The organism is Ruminiclostridium cellobioparum subsp. termitidis CT1112 (genome assembly GCF_000350485.1).
In the GTDB taxonomy this organism is placed as follows: domain Bacteria; phylum Bacillota; class Clostridia; order Acetivibrionales; family DSM-1351; genus Ruminiclostridium; species Ruminiclostridium termitidis.
In genome coordinates, this window is the sequence record NZ_AORV01000035.1 from 73,986 (window position 1) to 90,962 (window position 16,977).

At 42.1% G+C, this 16,977-nt stretch carries 12 protein-coding genes; 6 read left to right on the top strand and 6 right to left on the bottom strand.

All coding sequences use genetic code 11. The features are described 5' to 3' along the window. Nucleotides 1-16: 16 nt before the first annotated feature. From CTER_RS13030 to CTER_RS13045, 4 genes are all read right to left on the bottom strand, one after another. On the bottom strand, nt 17-1,000 hold the full coding sequence (locus tag CTER_RS13030; RefSeq protein ID WP_004626060.1) for an endo-1,4-beta-xylanase: 984 nt from the start codon (nt 998-1,000) through the stop codon (nt 17-19). Further along, complete coding sequence (locus tag CTER_RS13035) at nt 1,000-1,911, bottom strand: carbohydrate ABC transporter permease (RefSeq protein WP_004625919.1); 912 nt, start codon at nt 1,909-1,911, stop codon at nt 1,000-1,002. The genes CTER_RS13030 and CTER_RS13035 overlap by 1 nt, the downstream gene beginning before the upstream one ends. Before the next feature lie 13 nt (nt 1,912-1,924). Beyond that, nucleotides 1,925-2,887 (bottom strand): ABC transporter permease, encoded by a 963-nt coding sequence (locus CTER_RS13040; RefSeq protein ID WP_004626114.1) that lies wholly within the window; start codon nt 2,885-2,887, stop codon nt 1,925-1,927. A 95-nt stretch (nt 2,888-2,982) separates the two neighbouring features. Continuing rightward, nucleotides 2,983-4,716: an extracellular solute-binding protein gene (locus CTER_RS13045; RefSeq protein WP_004626016.1), complete on the bottom strand. Its 1,734-nt coding sequence runs from the start codon at nt 4,714-4,716 to the stop codon at nt 2,983-2,985. 176 nt (nt 4,717-4,892) lie between these two features. On the opposite strand from CTER_RS13045, the gene CTER_RS13050 reads away from it, so the two are divergent. Both CTER_RS13050 and CTER_RS13055 read left to right on the top strand, forming a co-directional pair. Further along, nucleotides 4,893-6,461 (top strand): response regulator transcription factor, encoded by a 1,569-nt coding sequence (locus tag CTER_RS13050; protein ID WP_004626088.1) that lies wholly within the window; start codon nt 4,893-4,895, stop codon nt 6,459-6,461. Between the two features lie 63 nt (nt 6,462-6,524). Beyond that, nucleotides 6,525-8,327: a sensor histidine kinase gene (locus CTER_RS13055; protein WP_004625975.1), complete on the top strand. Its 1,803-nt coding sequence runs from the start codon at nt 6,525-6,527 to the stop codon at nt 8,325-8,327. A gap of 4 nt (nt 8,328-8,331) precedes the next feature. Here CTER_RS13055 and CTER_RS13060 read toward each other — a convergent pair whose 3' ends face one another. Next, nucleotides 8,332-9,456, bottom strand: coding sequence for a response regulator transcription factor (locus CTER_RS13060; RefSeq protein WP_004625913.1), 1,125 nt, complete (start codon nt 9,454-9,456; stop codon nt 8,332-8,334). 368 nt (nt 9,457-9,824) lie between these two features. Between CTER_RS13060 and CTER_RS13065 the strand changes: the two genes are divergently transcribed. The 3 genes from CTER_RS13065 (at nt 9,825) to CTER_RS13075 (ending at nt 14,540) form a co-directional block, all read left to right on the top strand. After that, complete coding sequence (locus CTER_RS13065; protein ID WP_004626029.1) at nt 9,825-11,015, top strand: cation:proton antiporter; 1,191 nt, start codon at nt 9,825-9,827, stop codon at nt 11,013-11,015. A 130-nt stretch (nt 11,016-11,145) separates the two neighbouring features. Next, complete coding sequence (locus CTER_RS13070) at nt 11,146-12,675, top strand: FAD-dependent oxidoreductase (RefSeq protein WP_004625935.1); 1,530 nt, start codon at nt 11,146-11,148, stop codon at nt 12,673-12,675. Nucleotides 12,676-12,785: 110 nt separating this feature from the next. Beyond that, nucleotides 12,786-14,540, top strand: coding sequence for a GGDEF domain-containing protein (locus CTER_RS13075; protein WP_004625918.1), 1,755 nt, complete (start codon nt 12,786-12,788; stop codon nt 14,538-14,540). A 56-nt stretch (nt 14,541-14,596) separates the two neighbouring features. On the opposite strand, the gene CTER_RS13080 is transcribed toward CTER_RS13075, so the two are convergent. Beyond that, complete coding sequence (locus CTER_RS13080; RefSeq protein WP_004625988.1) at nt 14,597-15,400, bottom strand: YwaF family protein; 804 nt, start codon at nt 15,398-15,400, stop codon at nt 14,597-14,599. Between the two features lie 203 nt (nt 15,401-15,603). On the opposite strand from CTER_RS13080, the gene CTER_RS13085 reads away from it, so the two are divergent. Further along, nucleotides 15,604-16,968, top strand: a complete 1,365-nt coding sequence (locus CTER_RS13085) for a TrpB-like pyridoxal phosphate-dependent enzyme (RefSeq protein ID WP_004626093.1) — start codon at nt 15,604-15,606, stop codon at nt 16,966-16,968. Nucleotides 16,969-16,977: the final 9 nt, after the last annotated feature.

Consider the following 16,977-nt stretch of genomic DNA (forward strand, 5'->3'; position numbering starts at 1 on the left):
TCCTTTCCTTAACGAATTAAAAAACTACTATGCTATCGAAAGCCTTCTTTGGCTTGTGCTCATCGTCAAACAGTAACGGCCAGTTTCTGCGTCCTTTGACCGGAAAATCCGATAACCAGGTGTCATCATCGGCAATACCCCAAAGAGTAACACCGGCGAACAAGTCCCTGTATTCCCTCAGGAGTTTAAAAATCTCTTCATATCTTTCTGCCTGCAATTCCAAGAGCTTGTCGGGGACTTTTTCATATGCTGTCCTGTCGTCGAAACGGAACATTGAAATGTCCAACTCAGTTATTTGCAGGCTTACACCCAATGATGCATAGAGTTCAACGGCTCTTCGGATTTTATCCGGTTCGGGCGCATATATGTTCCAGTGTCCCTGCATTCCGATCCCGTCTACAGGTATTCCGTGGTCTATTAGAGACTTAACCAGATCATAAATTTTCCTGGACTTAACAGGATCACATTCATTATAGTCGTTATAATACAATTTTGCTGCCGGATCGGCCTCACGTGCATACCTGAAGGCATATTCGACATAGTCTTCCCCAATAGCGGCAAGCCAGGGCGCCTGGCGGAGGACAGGCGCCTCCGCATTGTCGGCCACTGCCTCGTTAACCACATCCCACGCATAAGTACGGCCCCTGTAATGCCCCATTACTGTGTAAATGTGCTCCTTCATACGTTTCAGTGCCAGGCTGCGCGATACCGGCCCACCACCGTCTTTGAAAAACCAATCAGGCGTCTGGTTATGCCATATCAGTGTGTGGCCGCGAAGCAACAAATTATTTTCCTCAGCAAAATCAGCTATAATATCGCCTTGTTCAAAGTCGTATAAATGCTCTGCCGGATGAACAAATTGCGGCTTCATCTGATTTTCCGGTGTTATGCCTGAAAAATGATTAACTATAAGCTCCTTATGAGTATTAATCGAAAAGGAATTCACTGCAGCTCCTATTGGAAAGTATTCCTTATAGGTTTTACAAAGACTTCCGACCATTATCCCTTAACTCCCCCCAATGCAAGACCGTTAACAAAGTACCTTTGCAGGAACGGGTATACCAGAAGTATCGGCACGGCAACAACAATAGTAATTGCCGCCCTGATGGACTGAGGCGTCGTTACATTACCCGCTCCGGACTGTGCCGCCGCAGCGCCGACCCCTGCCGAAGTGTTGCCCGCATTCATAGCGCTTGCGAGAAGCTTTTGAAGTTCATATTGCAGAGTGGATAGACTCTGCTTTGCCGAATTGTACAGGAAGGTGTCAAACCACGAATTCCAGGAACCAACTGCCACAAAAAGTGCTATTGTGGCCAGGGTCGGAACACATAACGGCAGAATGATCTGGAGGAAAATCCTGAATTCCCGTGCACCGTCTATTTTAGCCGACTCGATAAAGCTCTCGGGTATTGATCTGATATAGGTTCGGATTACTATAAGATTAAACGCACTTATAATATTCGGCAGCCAATATACGGTAAAGGTATTGATCATATGCAAATCTCTTATAAGCATATAATTAGGTATCAAACCCGCATTAAAGTACATTGTCATAACAAAAAGCACAGTTATTGACTTCCTGAAAATAAACTCCCTGCGGCTTAGCGCATAAGCCAGCATAGAGGTAAAAAACAGGTTGGTGATGACTATGACTATGGTTTTTAAAACACTTATCATAAACGCTCCATAAATTGTATCCATGTGGAAAACAACACGGTAATTCTGGAGAGAGAATATTCTCGGCCATAGATATATGCCTCCGCGTACGGTATCCATACCTTCATTGAAGGATATGGCAAGCGTGTTAAGCATGGGATATATCATTGCAACGGAAAGAAGTATCAGAAAAGTGGAATTCAATGTTGTAAATATAACGTTTTCAGCGCTAAGATTTTTTTTGCCTATTTTCATTCAGCTTCCCCCCTTATATCAGCTTTTCTTCGCCAAGACGTCCGGCTATAAAATTCGCACCGGCAATCAGAATTATACTTACTCCGGTTTTAAAAATACCCGCTACGGTGGCTAACGAATAATTGCCCATCTTAATGCCATAATTAAGAACAAAAATATCAATTGTCTCGGCTTTTTCAATAACCAGGCCATTTCCAAGGAAGTATTGAATCTCAAAACCGGCTTCCAGAATCCAGCCTATGCTCATAATAAGCAGAATAACAATAGTTGGCTTTATTGACGGAAGAGTTACGTTCCACATTTTGTGGTAGCGGTTTGCTCCATCGATTTCAGCAGCCTCATACAGTGCAGGGTCTATTGCGGTCATGGCGGCCAGGTAGATTATGGTATTCCATCCCAGTTCCTTCCACAGATGTGAACCTGCCACCACACCCCAGAAATAATCCGGATTGGATAAAAACTGTACAGGTTCGTTAATAATGTGAAGTTTCATCAGCACTATGTTGACAATACCACCGCTTGAGGGAAGTGCAAGGGCACTGGAAACCAGTCCGGCAACTATGATCCACGATAAAAAGTGCGGCATATATGTGATATTCTGTATTATACTTTTAAATCCAATATTTTTAACTTCATTCAACAATAGTGATAAAACTATTGCACCTAAATAACCAACTACAAGTGTAAGAATACTTTGCGCCAGCGTGTTACGTATATCTCGTATAAAGCGTTCTCCATTTATGCCGGTAAATAATTTGACAAAATTATCGAAACCAACCCATTGCTGATCAAATGTATTCCTGATGGCAGGTTTGAAATTTTGAAAGGCCATTGTCCAGCCGGTTATCGGCACATACGAAAACAGTATTTTATATAGCAGGAGGGGCACACTCATAATAATCAGTTCACGCTGTGAGATTATGGTACCCCAGATATTCCTGCGATTTTTCGGAAGAGCCAGCGTTTTTGCCCGCATCTTTTCTACCTCCTGTTTATCTAAAAAAAGGGGACTTGCATCCCCTTTTTCCAGATTATTATTGTTAAAACGTCAAGACTCTAAAATCACATCAATTATTTTGTAGCCCAGTTTTTGATTCTGTCCTGGATTCCTGCATTTATGGCATCTTCATATGATTTTACATTGATTTTGCCGATTGCAGTTGTGTATTCGGACCAAATACTTTCAAACTTATCCGGACTGGCCATGATAGCCTTTGGCAGGAACTGCAGTGCAGTATCCTTCAACTGTTTGTCTGCCATCTGAGCGTCGCTTCCATCAGGAAGGGCTATATTCCAGGCAGGATAGTAAACAGGATTTTCCGGCGGCTGGTTGTTGAAGTCTCTCCATGTCTTCTTGTTATACTTGGTCAGGAAATCCTGATCATACTGTTTCAAGGTAGCAAAGAATTCTTCCGGCTGATCCTCAGGACTATAAGCATTTCCATCAGAATAAGTACCGTTATGTTTTGGCATTATGTCTGTAAGAGCCATTAATCTGTTGGATGATCTCCAGATAAGGTCTGTTGAATTTGCACGCTGCTGTTCGTTTCTGGTGAATTTGCCGTCGGCACCCTTCTGATAATCTTCACCTTCAACGCCCCAAGCCAGGATCTTCTGCCAGTCTTCATTCATCATGGTGTTTATAAATGCAATTGCAACTTCAGGCTTCTTACAGGATACCGACACACCAACACCCTGGTTGATGTTCATAACATCCCTGTCTGCATAGTAAGGAGCTTTTCCGTCAAATGTGGGCATGGTTGCTACATAGGTACGTTCAACCTTGTTTGCTGCAACAAGAGCATCATGAGCATTACCGTAACTCCAACGCTGGTCATACATACCGAGTACGCGACCGGTTGCAAGCTTTGCGAGGTACTGGTCAAGTGTCTGTGTGAAGCTTTCCTTATCAACCATTCCTTTGGCATTCATTTCATTCAGGTACTTATAGTATCTCTTGGCAACATCCTTATCGGCAAATACTGCCGCAACGTTGTTCTCATCAACTATAACACCGCCATTGTTAGGTGCGCCTGCAAGATATTCCGGCGGATTTGTCAATCCCCATTCTCTTCCCTGGGCACAAAGAATTTCAAAAGCAATGGTGTCCTGTCCGTCTATCTTTGGATATTTATTCTTGTAATCTTCCAGCATCTTAAAATATTTCTCAATAGTCATATTTGAGAGATCGGGGTATCCCTGATCTGCAAGTACGGCTTTCTGGATCCAGAAGCCGGATGCACTGTAGTTTACTCCACCTACTATATCTCCATAAAAACGGTTATAGTTCGGAATCTGATATATGTGTTTACCCTGGCCGCCGTCATAAGCTATTTTATTCCAGTAAGGCTTAACATGCTCATACAATGCGCCTGCGGCTTCAGGCTTCAAGTAGTCGTCCAATGGTATATACGCACCACCGGTAACCAAACGTGCATTTTGGTCGGTTGAACCGATAATGTCGGGATATTCTCCGCCTGCAAGCATAACACCTATCTTCTGATCCTGGTTATCCGGAGTAATTATCTCATAGTTAAGGGTTACGCCAAGCTTATCCTTTAACATCTTTGTGAGCTTGTTGTCGGCTGACGGTGCCTGCTGGCTGGTGGTAATCCAGATGCTCAGTTCTACAGGATTATCCGGTGAGAGCACCGGTAAAGAACTGCCCGATGATGCCGTAGTAGATGGCGCACTGCCTGTAGACGCCGCTGATTGAGTACTAGTTGCCGAGTCACTGCCGTTACCGCATGCGGACATTGCAACTGCAATAGCCGCTGCTAAAACTAGTGATGCAAACCGTTTCATAAAACATCCTCCTTAAATTTTTAATACGGGCACTAATAGCAGTCTATTTGACTGTCACACCCGCTTCTTGTATAATTGCATTATATTTAGAATTTAGTTTAAAGTAAATTATCAAATTAAGGATAAGTATAGGACATTTTTACAAGGGGCTGGTCAAAATATTCAAAGTAGTGCTTGTGGATGATGAGCCATCTGTGATAGAAGGATTACGCATTTTTGTAAACTGGAACAAGTTAGGCTTTGAAATAGCAGGAGAAGCACCTGACGGTGCAGCCTCCTTTTCCGTTATACAAAATATTCGGCCCGATCTGGTTATATGTGATATACGTATGCCTGGTCTGAACGGTCTGGAGCTCATAGAAAAAGTAAACAACGAAATAATCCCTGCTCCAAAATTTATCATCCTGAGTGGTTACAACGATTTCTCCTATGCCCAGAAAGGTATACAGCTGGGTGCGCTGGGTTTCCTGACCAAACCTTTGGACTCGGAAGAAATTGAACGGGAACTGCTGCGGGTGGTAAGTATAATAGATAATGAAAGAACTGCCCGGCAGGAAAATCTTGAGCTTATCCGCTTTACTGCCAATCAGCTTTACAATGATATTATGGACGGCAAACGCAGTGAAAAAATCAAACGCAAGGCACAGTTTATCTTCGATATTCCTGATAATTCAAAAATCTGTATTGTTCAATTCATAACCGACGGGGGCGGTAATCCAACCAATTACCCGGTGAGCAATATCTATGACCTGCTTATGCGGATTACCGGAATAAAGAATGAGAACTGCATGTTCTATAACGGTAACGGAAGTTATATCATTGTCATACATGACGGTATGGAAATCTTCACATCCGAAGCAGCTCTTACCGAACGGTTGAAAAAACACTTAAGCAGCCTGGACCCAAAGAGTTACGGCTTTAGCTCTTTTTGGGCATTGGTAAGCGGAACAAGCACAGAGGGAGTCATTGACAGCATTTTTAGCTGCGGTAAGCGGCTTGAACAGCTTCATACCTATTGTTTGCTTCATCCGGATAAAAAAGTCGTTTATTATAGCGGAAATGAAAAAAAGAAAAGCTTAAAAGACCATGCTAAAACCGATGCCGAGATTGATTTCCCCGAACTCCCCTTTGACAGCATAATCAATTCACTTAAAGGCAATGACATAAGCCAGGTATCAAATTCCGTCAATGAATTTTTTGACAAGCTTAACAATAGCGGTGTATCCCGCCGCCTTTACTGTATTTGCCTGTACAGGCTGGCGGATTTAGTCAGAAAAATGTCTTACGCGTATGGAGTTGACGGTAACAGTGTAATTCTGAAATTCACCAGATCCATCAACAGTATGAGTCCAAATTGCAAAATCCTGGCTCATGAAATGTGCGAATTTATCTTTAAAAAGCAAAACATCAACAATGAAAAACCATTGTTTCTGCTGGAGAATGAAATTATTGACTTCATTAAGGATAATTACAGGGAAAGTCTCTCGTTACAAAGTATTGCAGAGAAATTCTCATTGTCACCCATTATTATCAGTAAAATAATTAAAAGGAAAACAGGCGAAAAATTTAATGATTATTTTAATTATTTACGCATAGAACACGCTAAAACCCTCATAGCTTCAGAAGATATGAAAATAACCTCAATATGTGAACAATGCGGCTATTCCGATTATAGCTATTTTACTGAAAAGTTCAAAGAATTCACGGGAGTCTCACCTTCGGAATATAAAAAGAAATACTCTTGATGATTATCAAGTGTTTTATAATGGAAAATATAATAAATAAAATTTCCGGGAGATGCAAGGAATATGAGAAAATTTTTTCTGCAATTTGACAATGTCAGTATAAGGCGTAAATTCATACTGGTTTATATTTTTTGTATTTGTCTTCCGGTTGTGGCCGGAACTATCATATGGATGGCTTTTACTTCACAATCCATGCAGCAGAATGTGATACATTATCTGGATCAGACCTTTGAGGGGGCAGCCAGCGATTTTAATATATTAACGCAAACCGCTGTTAATGTGGCCAACCAGGTAAATGCGGACAACACCCTGCTTAACGACTTGTCCAAAAGTTTTTCTACTCCGGTGGAGCACTATGATCTTTACTGGAGTTCCCTGAGGAAAAGATTCAACATGTACCTGGTGAGTAACCCGGAAATTGCGGAAGTATCGCTGTATATTGACGATCCGCACTTTATTAATACGGATTATTTCCGTGTCCTGGATGATAAAGCCCGAAACACCCAATGGTACAAAATGGCTTCTCAAACCGACACCGATATTATGGTATATCCCGGTTCCACTGCTATAGCTATCACCCCGTACAGCAACAGGTTAACGATTGTCCGTAAAATAAAATCTCCAACATATTTGAACAATGCCACAAATTACCTGCTAATAGAATTAAAACTGGACCGAGTTATTACAAAGGTCAAGGATGAGGGAGGAAGTGTAGATGTCTACCTGACCGCCCCAGGTGACAACATAATCTGGAGCAACCAATACACCAATAAATTCAATCTTAAAAATCCTTCGGTATTGCAGCTACCGCCCAACAATAACTATTACATCCTTCAGAAAAGCATAGGCCCTGCTCCTTATTTTGAAGGCTGGAAGATAACCGGTGTTTATGATAAATTTGTAATTTTTAAAAAGCAAATTGTGGTTCTAATTTATATTCTGCTGATTACCCTGTCCCTATCAGCGTTCTCAGTCTTTTTGATCTGGGCGGTATTAAATTCCATGCGCTACCGTTTGTCGGCCCTGTCCCGCCATATCAAAAAAGTCAGCGAAGACCACCTTGAACCGTTAATGCTTGAAAATACGGGCCAGGACGAGGTGGGTCTGCTAATTATAACCTATAACAAGATGATAGCTGAAATTAACGGTCTGATAAATGATGTTTACAAACTTGAGATGCAAAAAAAGAGCATAGAAGTTGAAAATATACGCGCCGAGTACCAGTATCTGCAGGCACAGGTCGACCCCCACTTCCTGTTCAATACTCTCAATGCAATACTTGTTTTCTGTGTAAAAAACGGGTACACTGAGCTTGCAGGTGTTATATCAAGCCTGTCAAAGCTCTTCAAGCGTATGCTGACTACCGGCGGTGATTTGATTCCTGTAACAGAAGAACTGAATTTTATAGAAAAGTATCTGGATATTGAGAAGTTCAGATTCGGTGATAAATTTGAATATGAAATTCAGATATCACCGGAAGTAATTGAGTCAAACCGTTTCATTCCTAAAATGAGTGTTCAGCCCATTGTGGAAAATGCCTGCAAACATGGCCTCCAATCATCAATTGAAGATAACCGCAGATTGGTTATTAAAGCAGATATTATAGATATGGCCCTTGTTATCTCTGTCAGAGACAATGGCTCGGGTATGGATAAGGAAAAGGTTGCAGCCATCTTTAACAAATTGGAAAATCCCAAATCCGAACTGAACCTTGAAGCAGGCAGCTATGATGAAACGGAAAGCGGTGTGGGCATACAGAATGTCTACCGCCGTATGATGATGAATTACGGTGAAAGATTCCATTTCAAAATATACAGTATACCCGACCAGGGAACCGAAATCATCCTCCGCATCGAGGAGGTTTGATTTTCTATTTCCTTTCATATTGCGTGGGCTTTTTATTGGTGATCCTGACAAAATGTGAGAAAAAGTTATTGTAATTATTGTAACCGGTTGTAGATGCTATATCGCTCAATTTCATATCGGTGGTTTCAATCAGTTCTATGGCTTTTTCAATTCTGAGGCGATGCTGGTACTCACTTATGCTGACTCCAAACTGCTTATTGAAGGCATCGCCCAGATATCCCGCTTCAAGAAAGACCATGTCTGCAAGAAAGGAAACGCTTATTTCTTTCTGATAATTATTATCAATATAGGTTTTTACTTCATAGAGGAAGCTGCGGGAATTTCTTTTTCTCTCCTCCAGCATTAAACCCACTACCTGCGATACAATATCGGCAATATAGCTCTTTAAGCTTTTAAAATCCCATTTGCCGCTCACTCCTGACGGCAGCACGGTATCAATGCCAATATTTCTTTTATAGGCAACGTGAAGTATGCGGTAAACACAGCTGTTTACCATAATACAGGCATTATTTATATTTATATTCCGGGAAACAAATATATCAAACAATTCATCGATAAGCTGCATGGCATCCTCATAATTCATGAGCTTAATAGCTGTGGTCAATTCCTCGTCAAAATTGTCCCGTACGGCTTTCCATGCATTGTCTATTTCTTCGTTGACAAAATCATTGCTTTCGTCGGAAGCAGACAAATTGCGGCTTGATTTAAAGGTTTTGATATCCGTCTGTGAAAAACCGTATCTGGTCAGGAACTTTTTATCAAGTTTGCTCTTGATTTTGCGCAGTACCGTAATTATTTCGTCCCTGTCAAGAGGTTTCAGCAAATAGTCCAGTACCTTGTGCCGCATAGCCTCCTGTGCATAGGAAAAATCCGCATAACCGCTTAAAATAACAAATTCGGTATCAGAATGGATTTTTTGCGTTTCATAAATAAGCTCCAGCCCATTTATACCGGGCATACGTATGTCAGTTATTATCAGGTGAGGGTACAGTTTTCCAACCTTTGAAAGGGCCTCCTGCCCGTTTGAGGCTTCTCCGCACAGCTCAAAGTCAAGCTCGTTCCAGGGTATCATAAGTTTCAGTCCCTCAATTACTGATGGTTCGTCATCAACTATAAACACTTTAAACATTAAAATGTACCTCCGAATAAAACTTGTCAGTACGTAATCACTTATTAATCTATACCATAATAAGACAAATTTCAACTTAAAAACTTACTCTTTTTACAAATTGTCTTCCTGCAGAACTGCCCCTCCTTTTCAATAGCTTCAATTTATATTTTTGCCTAATATAATATTCTGCAGTATGTAATTTTATTACATCAGAAACAGACCGCTTTCTACAATAGGAATACTGTTTTCCTCAACAGAAAGGCTATTTCTTGAATTATTTTATGAAATGTGATATTATGCCATTTTAAATTAAATCCGTCAAATGTATATGTGTGTGATTCTTTTCATTACTTTGGCTATCATTTTAATTAAGAGGGTTGTTCTTTATGGAAAAAATTTTACTGGAAATTGCTCTTATTCTGATATTTACCAAAATAGGAGGACTTGTAAGCCGGAAGTTTAAAATGCCCGAGGTTTTAGGCGCATTGGTAGCAGGTGTTATTCTGGGGCCGGCAGTATTAAGTCTTGTTGAATACACTGAAAATATTAAATTGTTGTCCGAGCTGGGCGTTATAATGCTGATGTTTCTGGCAGGACTTGAAACCAATGTGGATGAGTTGAAAAAGGCAGGTAAAACCTCCTTCGTTATTGCCCTGTCGGGTGTAATCATTCCATTGGTACTCGGTACGGCAGCAGCATATCTGTTTTTCACAAACTTCTGGGAAAATTTATTTGTGGGAGTAATCCTTACTGCAACAAGCGTCAGTATTTCTGTTGAGACCCTTACCGAACTGGGAAAGCTGAACACCAAAGCCGGAGTAAATATTCTCGGCGCCGCAGTAATTGACGATGTGCTGGGACTGATACTCATCTCCATAGTACTTGCTGTTTCACAGACTCTGGGAAGCGGCGCTTCGGGTTCCTCGGCAGCAATAAGTCTTATTCTGACCTTTGCCAAGATAATAGCTTTTTGTTTGATAAGCGTAATTATGATAGCGGTGGTACCAAAGTTCATTAATAAGATATCCTTCGGCAGCAGGCACAAAAGGGATCTGCTTCCCTATTCAATAGCCATGGCCCTGCTGCTGGCATTCATATCCGAAATACTGGGAATCGCAGCCATAACCGGCGCATATATCTGCGGTTTGACACTCTCACAGTTCATACATAAGGAGTACATTGAAAAAAATGTGAAAGCTATCTCCTCGGGTTTCCTCTCATTAATATTCTTCGCAAGTGTAGGTATTGCCGCCGATATTAAAGGCCTGGATGCGGAGGTTATACTGATCACTCTGGTAATGTTTGCAATTGCAGTGATTGGAAAGCTTTTTGGCTGCGGCGGTGCTGCCAGGCTCTTTAAAATAAGCAAAAGGGAATCTCTTCAGATTGGTGTCGGTATGATATCAAGAGGTGAGGTAGCAATCATAACGGCAAATATCGGTATGCAGAACCATATTATTTCCGAAGAGATATACATTCCCACATTAATAGTTGTAATACTTACTACCGTTATCACTCCGGCGCTGCTGAAAATAGTTTTCAATTCAAAGAAAAATCCTAAAGAATCGGTTGCATAATTTAATGCGTTGTGCTTTTATTTGGCTGCTTATAATATTCCCATAAATTTTGGGTACCCTAAAAATGGATACTATCATTATATTTAGCGTGAACAAACCTTGCATATTTTCACGCAGACGGGAGAATTAAATGCAGAACCTGATAGAAAAAACCCTTTTAAAACCTGTTGAATCTTACTGGATCGGTACAACACCCTCTACAGACTATCCCTCCCTGGAGGAAAATATAAAAACAGACATACTTATTGTGGGAGGAGGGATAACCGGATTGACCAATGCATATCTGCTCCAGCGGGAAGGTTTCGATGTAACTGTAATTGATTCCTTCCGGATAGCAATGTCCACCTCCGGGCATACCACGGCCAAGATAACCTCTCTTCATGATTTGAAATACTCATCGCTCAAGGAAAAAATTGGAATCGAGGGTGCCAAAAGGTATGGTGAGATAAATGAAAAAGCAATTTCCCTTATTGAGACTATAATAAGTGAAAATAATATACACTGTGACTTCAGTCACCAGTCCAACTATGTATATACACTTGAGGACAGGTATCTTCAGGCTCTGGAGGATGAAGTAAAAACCGCCCGGACTTTGGGGCTGCCTGCCGACTATGAAACCTCCCTGGAGCTTCCTTTTCAGATAAAGGGAGCAGTTTGCTTTAAAAATCAGGCACAATTCCATCCCCGGAAATATCTTCTGGAGCTGGCAACCCTTATAGTGCAAAAAGGAGGGCATATCTTTGAGAACACCACGGCCATAGATATCCATGAGGATAAGGAATGCAGGACCTCTACCAGAGATGGCTTTACTATAATGTCCAGCAAAGTGATTATAGCAAGTCATTTCCCTTTTTATGACGGCGGCGGCTTCTTCTCTGCCAGAATGTATCCGGAGCGCTCCTATGCCCTGGCTGTGAAAGCCAAAGTTAAACTTTCAGGCGGAATGTACATTTCTTATGAGCAGCCCACCAGGTCATTGAGAACACATCCCCTGGAGGAGGATGAACAACTCCTGATCATCGGAGGAGAACATCACAAAACAGGAAAGGATGATGACGAGAGGGAGCACTATATAAATCTCATCAAATATGCCGAAGACACCTACAGTGCCCTGGAAGTTCCCTACCGCTGGTCGGCACAGGACTATACCGCCATGAATGAAATCCCCTTCATCGGCCATATTACCGGAACAAAATTAAATATATTCATTGCTGCCGCTTATCAGAAATGGGGTATGACCACAGGTACGGTCTCTGCAATGATTATCAGGGATATTCTGACAAAAGGTAAAAGTGAGGTTGAGGAAATATTCAAGCCTTCCAGGTTCACCCCGGTTGAATCTGCCAAAAATTTTGTAAAAGAAAATCTGGATGTTGCCAAGAGCCTCATATCCGGAAAAATCAATATGCCTCCCGAAGATGTAGATATTGAGCCCGGTGAAGGTAAAGCCCTAATGTATAACGGCCACAAGGCAGGGGCTTATAAGGACATGGACGGCAATTTGTATATTGTGGACACCACCTGCAAACATCTCGGCTGTGAAGTGCACTGGAATTCTGCCGAGCACACCTGGGATTGCCCCTGTCATGCCTCACGCTACGGCGTAGACGGAACCGTAATAGAAGGCCCCGCGCTGAAGCCCCTGGACAGACTGCTGTAGGAACCGTGGCAAATATTAGATTCTTAACCTCTTAATAACAATAAATTAGCATAAAGTTAACTCCATAATGCTACAATAAATGACAAATACTAATATCCAAAGGTTGACTTATGACTAATAATCGAATTGAGGAAGAAATATCAAAGATACTTGATAATAAGCAGATTAAAACGGTATTCCAGCCCATCATCTCCCTGCGTGACGGCTCTTTGCTGGGATATGAAGCCCTGAGCCGTGTTAAAGGCGATTCCTTTATAAAAAGCCCTGATGAATTATTTTTCTATGCCGGGATGTGCAACAGACTGTGGGACCTGGAGCTGCTTTGCCGCACCAAGTCCCTTGAGTCGGCCTTTTTGAACAATGAACATCCGATGAATACAAAATTATTCGTTAATGTCAACCCCAATATCATGCATGATGTGAAATTCCGTCAGGGCTTCACAAAGGAATATCTGAGTCAATATGGCATAACGCCCGAGAATATCATATTTGAAATCACAGAGCGGAATGCGGTAAATGATATGAATAGTTTCAAAAGTACAGTAAACCACTACAAGGAACAGACATATAAAATTGCAATAGACGATGCCGGTGCAGGTTATTCAGGACTTAATCTTATAAGTGACATAAAACCGCACTATATAAAACTTGATATGAACCTGATCAGAAACATTAACGAGGACAGTATCAAATTTGCATTGGTAAAGAGCATGATCGAATTATCACATATGGCCAACATCCACCTGATAGCAGAGGGAATTGAAACCAGAGAGGAAATGGCTACCCTTATAAATCTGGGCGTTCACTACGGTCAGGGCTACTTTATACAAAAGCCCGCAGAAGAAATGATCTCCATATCTTCTGAAGTCATTGAAATATTAAAGGATGTAAACAGGAAAAAAAATCATACCTTCGGTAACCAGGTAAACAGTATTTACATAGAGAATCTTACTACAGATGCTTATACAATCTCCCCGTCAACAAGCGTTGAGCAGGTATTTGAAATATTCAAAAAAAACCCCTCGATACTTGGTTTATGCATAGTAAAAAACAATACTGTCATGGGTACTATTTGCAAAGCAAGGTTTACCCTGATGCTAAGCGGACAATACGGTTTCAGCCTGTATCAGAAAAAACCCATAACTGATCTTATGGAAACGGATTTTCTGGCAGTTGACAGCCAGACTCCCATAAGTGCCGTATCACATATTGCAATGTCCCGGCCGGCAGACAAGCTTTACGACTTTATTGTGGTCACAAAAAATTCCGAGTACCGGGGTACTGTTACAATCAAGGACCTGCTGCAAAAGACCACCGAAATCGAAGTGGTAAATGCAAAGCATCAAAACCCCCTCTCAGGTCTTCCGGGTAACTTGATCATAGAACAGAAGATAAATAAATGCATTCATTCCGATGATAAATATAGCATATTATACCTTGATATAGATAATTTCAAAGCTTATAACGATGTTTACGGCTTTGAAAACGGTGATTTGGTAATAAAACTGCTTTCCTCAACAATCATGAAAAATGTCAGCGGCAGTCAATTTACCGGCCATATCGGCGGAGATGACTTTGTAATAATCCTGGATAATTACGACATGGAACCGGTATGTAAAGCTGTCACTGAAGATTTTGAAAGAGATGTCCTGAAATATTATACTGAAAATGATATTAAAAACGGTTTTATTATAACCCAGAACAGACATGGACAAACTGAGAAATTTCCTCTTATTTCACTGACCATTGTGGGAATTTCAAATAAAAATAATACGTATACCGATCAATACCAGATATCAGAGCAGCTGGCATACCTTAAAAAGCAGTGTAAACAGCATAAGGGTGGTTGTCAATACCTGCTGTAAATGACAAATCTATTTTTTAAAAACCGGCTGTTCCGTCAGGTAACGGCAGAAGTATATCAGCCTGTTAAAACATGTTCCTTTTCTTCCTCCTTTACAGCTGCAGCCGGCATTTTGCCGGAATTTTTCACCTCTGCCCGCCTCAGAACCATAAACGGCATATAAAAAATTATCCACAGGACGCAGCCCAGCATAAAAGTCGGTATCAGATACCATGGACTTCCTACTAATCCGGCAAAGCTCTCCATAGGAGACCCTGCCGCCGGATATCTCAGAAAGAAGTAATTCCCGCCGGTGACCTGGTTAACCGGTATCATCAGCAGGGCAAAGCAAACAAGGATGGCTATGACCCTGGGAAGTTTCCTTATATCCGGCCTGAAGTCCATGCAAAAAACCATAAACAGCGGTATAAGGCAGATAATGCCGTGCACCAGCATTGTCTGCATATATATGAATGACACTGCCGGATAATAGTAAACGTCGGGCGTCAGCAGCGTCAGCAGGGCAGGAGCCAGTCCAATGGCATAGGAGTATTCCTGCAGGAGGCTGTTCCCTGTGAAAGCCATTACCGGCAGTATGATTGACATCAGGCTGCATAAATGCAGGGGCAGGGTATAGCCCCAGGAAAACTCGCCTATACTTTTATACCATAGCATTTGAGCCAGTTCCAGGAGCGGAAGCAGTATGGACATGCATTTAATTGCCTTCCATTTAGCTATTGTTGTCCTATTCTTAAATAATAAAATTATTAAAACCCAGGCACAGGCAACCATAGCCAGCGCCAGCAGATGCTGTACAGAAAACAGCTCATTTCTCGACTCCTTTGGTATCAGGTCAATATATGTAAAAAAGTATTTGAACATGGTGCCCCCTTGTACATGCTTCTATGGATATATATTCCATGCAATTAAAATTTATTATAAGTAATTGCATTGATTGACACTTATAAATATATTGCTTAAAATAATTATAGCATTTTAAAATAATATTATGAGAACCCAAATTGTGCCATTGCGCATCTGATGAATATGCAGCTTTAGAATGCACATTTGGAGCGGAGGTCAAGATGAGACGAGATGAGATCAGTAAAGTAATTCTGCCTGAAAGCGAAATTCCCAGACAATGGTACAACATCATTGCAGATATGCCGAACAAACCGGCGCCCTATCACAATCCCGCAACACTTAAGCTAATAGAAGCGGACGATATGAAAGCCATATTCCCCGATGAAATTATAAAACAGGAAATGACTTCTGAACGTTATATTGATATCCCTGATGAAGTTCGTGAAATGTACCGCCAGTTCAGGCCCAGCCCGTTATATCGCGCCAGAGGTCTTGAAAAGCAGCTGGGTACCACGGCACGTATCTATTACAAATATGAGGGGACCAATGCCACAGGCAGTCATAAGCTGAACACGGCCATTCCTCAGGCTTATTATAATAAAGCAGCCGGAATAAAGAGACTTGCCACAGAAACGGGAGCAGGTCAATGGGGCAGCGCTTTAAGCCTTGCAACAAGCCAGTTTGGGCTTGAATGCTCGGTATATATGGTAAATGTGAGCTACCAGCAAAAGCCCTACAGGCGTTCCTTCATGAAAACCTTCGGGGCAAGCGTCGTTGCAAGCCCGAGCAGCCTGACCGACTGCGGCAGAAGTGTTCTCGCAAAGGACCCGGACTGTTCCGGAAGCCTTGGTATCGCAATCAGTGAAGCAGTGGAAGATGCCGCAACACATCCTGACACCAACTATGCACTTGGGAGTGTGCTGAACCATGTCTGCCTGCATCAGACCATAATCGGAATGGAGGCAAAAAAACAGTTGGAAATGCTGGATGAGTATCCCGATGTTATCTTTGCCTGCTGCGGAGGCGGAAGTAACTTTTCAGGCATTGCCTTCCCATTTCTCCAGGATAAGTTTAAAGGCAAGCAGCTGAGAGCTGTTGCAGTTGAACCGACAGCCTGCCCTACTCTCACAAAAGGCGTTTTTGCCTATGACTACGGAGATACCGTAAAGGTGGCGCCTATAACAAAAATGTATACCCTGGGTCATGATTTCATACCTGCCGGTATACATGCGGGCGGCCTGAGATATCACGGAGATTCTGCCATAGTCAGTCAGCTCTACCACGACAAAATCATCGAGGCCAGGGCCTACGGACAAAAATCCGTATTTGAAGCCGCCGTCACTTTCGCAAGGGCCGAGGGCATCGTACCTGCCCCGGAATCAGCTCATGCCATCCGCGCGGCAATTGATGAGGCAATCCTGGCAAAGGAAGCCGGCCAGGAAAAAGTAATACTGTTCTGCCTGAGCGGCCACGGTTATTTTGACTTTGCCGCCTATGAAAACTACTACAGCGGCAAGCTTGACGATGTGGAGTATTCACCCGACGCAGCAGAAGCAAGTTTGAAGAACCTGCCAGCCATAGAGTAAGCCTTCACA

Coding starts and splice junctions, on each gene's coding strand:
- CTER_RS13070 (WP_004625935.1), top strand. CDS start 11,146: ATGCAGAACCTGATAGAAAAAACCCTTTTAAAACCTGTTGAATCTTAC.
- CTER_RS13060 (WP_004625913.1), bottom strand. CDS start 9,456: ATGTTTAAAGTGTTTATAGTTGATGACGAACCATCAGTAATTGAGGGA.
- CTER_RS13075 (WP_004625918.1), top strand. CDS start 12,786: ATGACTAATAATCGAATTGAGGAAGAAATATCAAAGATACTTGATAAT.
- CTER_RS13065 (WP_004626029.1), top strand. CDS start 9,825: ATGGAAAAAATTTTACTGGAAATTGCTCTTATTCTGATATTTACCAAA.
- CTER_RS13030 (WP_004626060.1), bottom strand. CDS start 1,000: ATGGTCGGAAGTCTTTGTAAAACCTATAAGGAATACTTTCCAATAGGA.
- CTER_RS13045 (WP_004626016.1), bottom strand. CDS start 4,716: ATGAAACGGTTTGCATCACTAGTTTTAGCAGCGGCTATTGCAGTTGCA.
- CTER_RS13080 (WP_004625988.1), bottom strand. CDS start 15,400: ATGTTCAAATACTTTTTTACATATATTGACCTGATACCAAAGGAGTCG.
- CTER_RS13040 (WP_004626114.1), bottom strand. CDS start 2,887: ATGCGGGCAAAAACGCTGGCTCTTCCGAAAAATCGCAGGAATATCTGG.
- CTER_RS13035 (WP_004625919.1), bottom strand. CDS start 1,911: ATGAAAATAGGCAAAAAAAATCTTAGCGCTGAAAACGTTATATTTACA.
- CTER_RS13085 (WP_004626093.1), top strand. CDS start 15,604: ATGAGACGAGATGAGATCAGTAAAGTAATTCTGCCTGAAAGCGAAATT.
- CTER_RS13055 (WP_004625975.1), top strand. CDS start 6,525: ATGAGAAAATTTTTTCTGCAATTTGACAATGTCAGTATAAGGCGTAAA.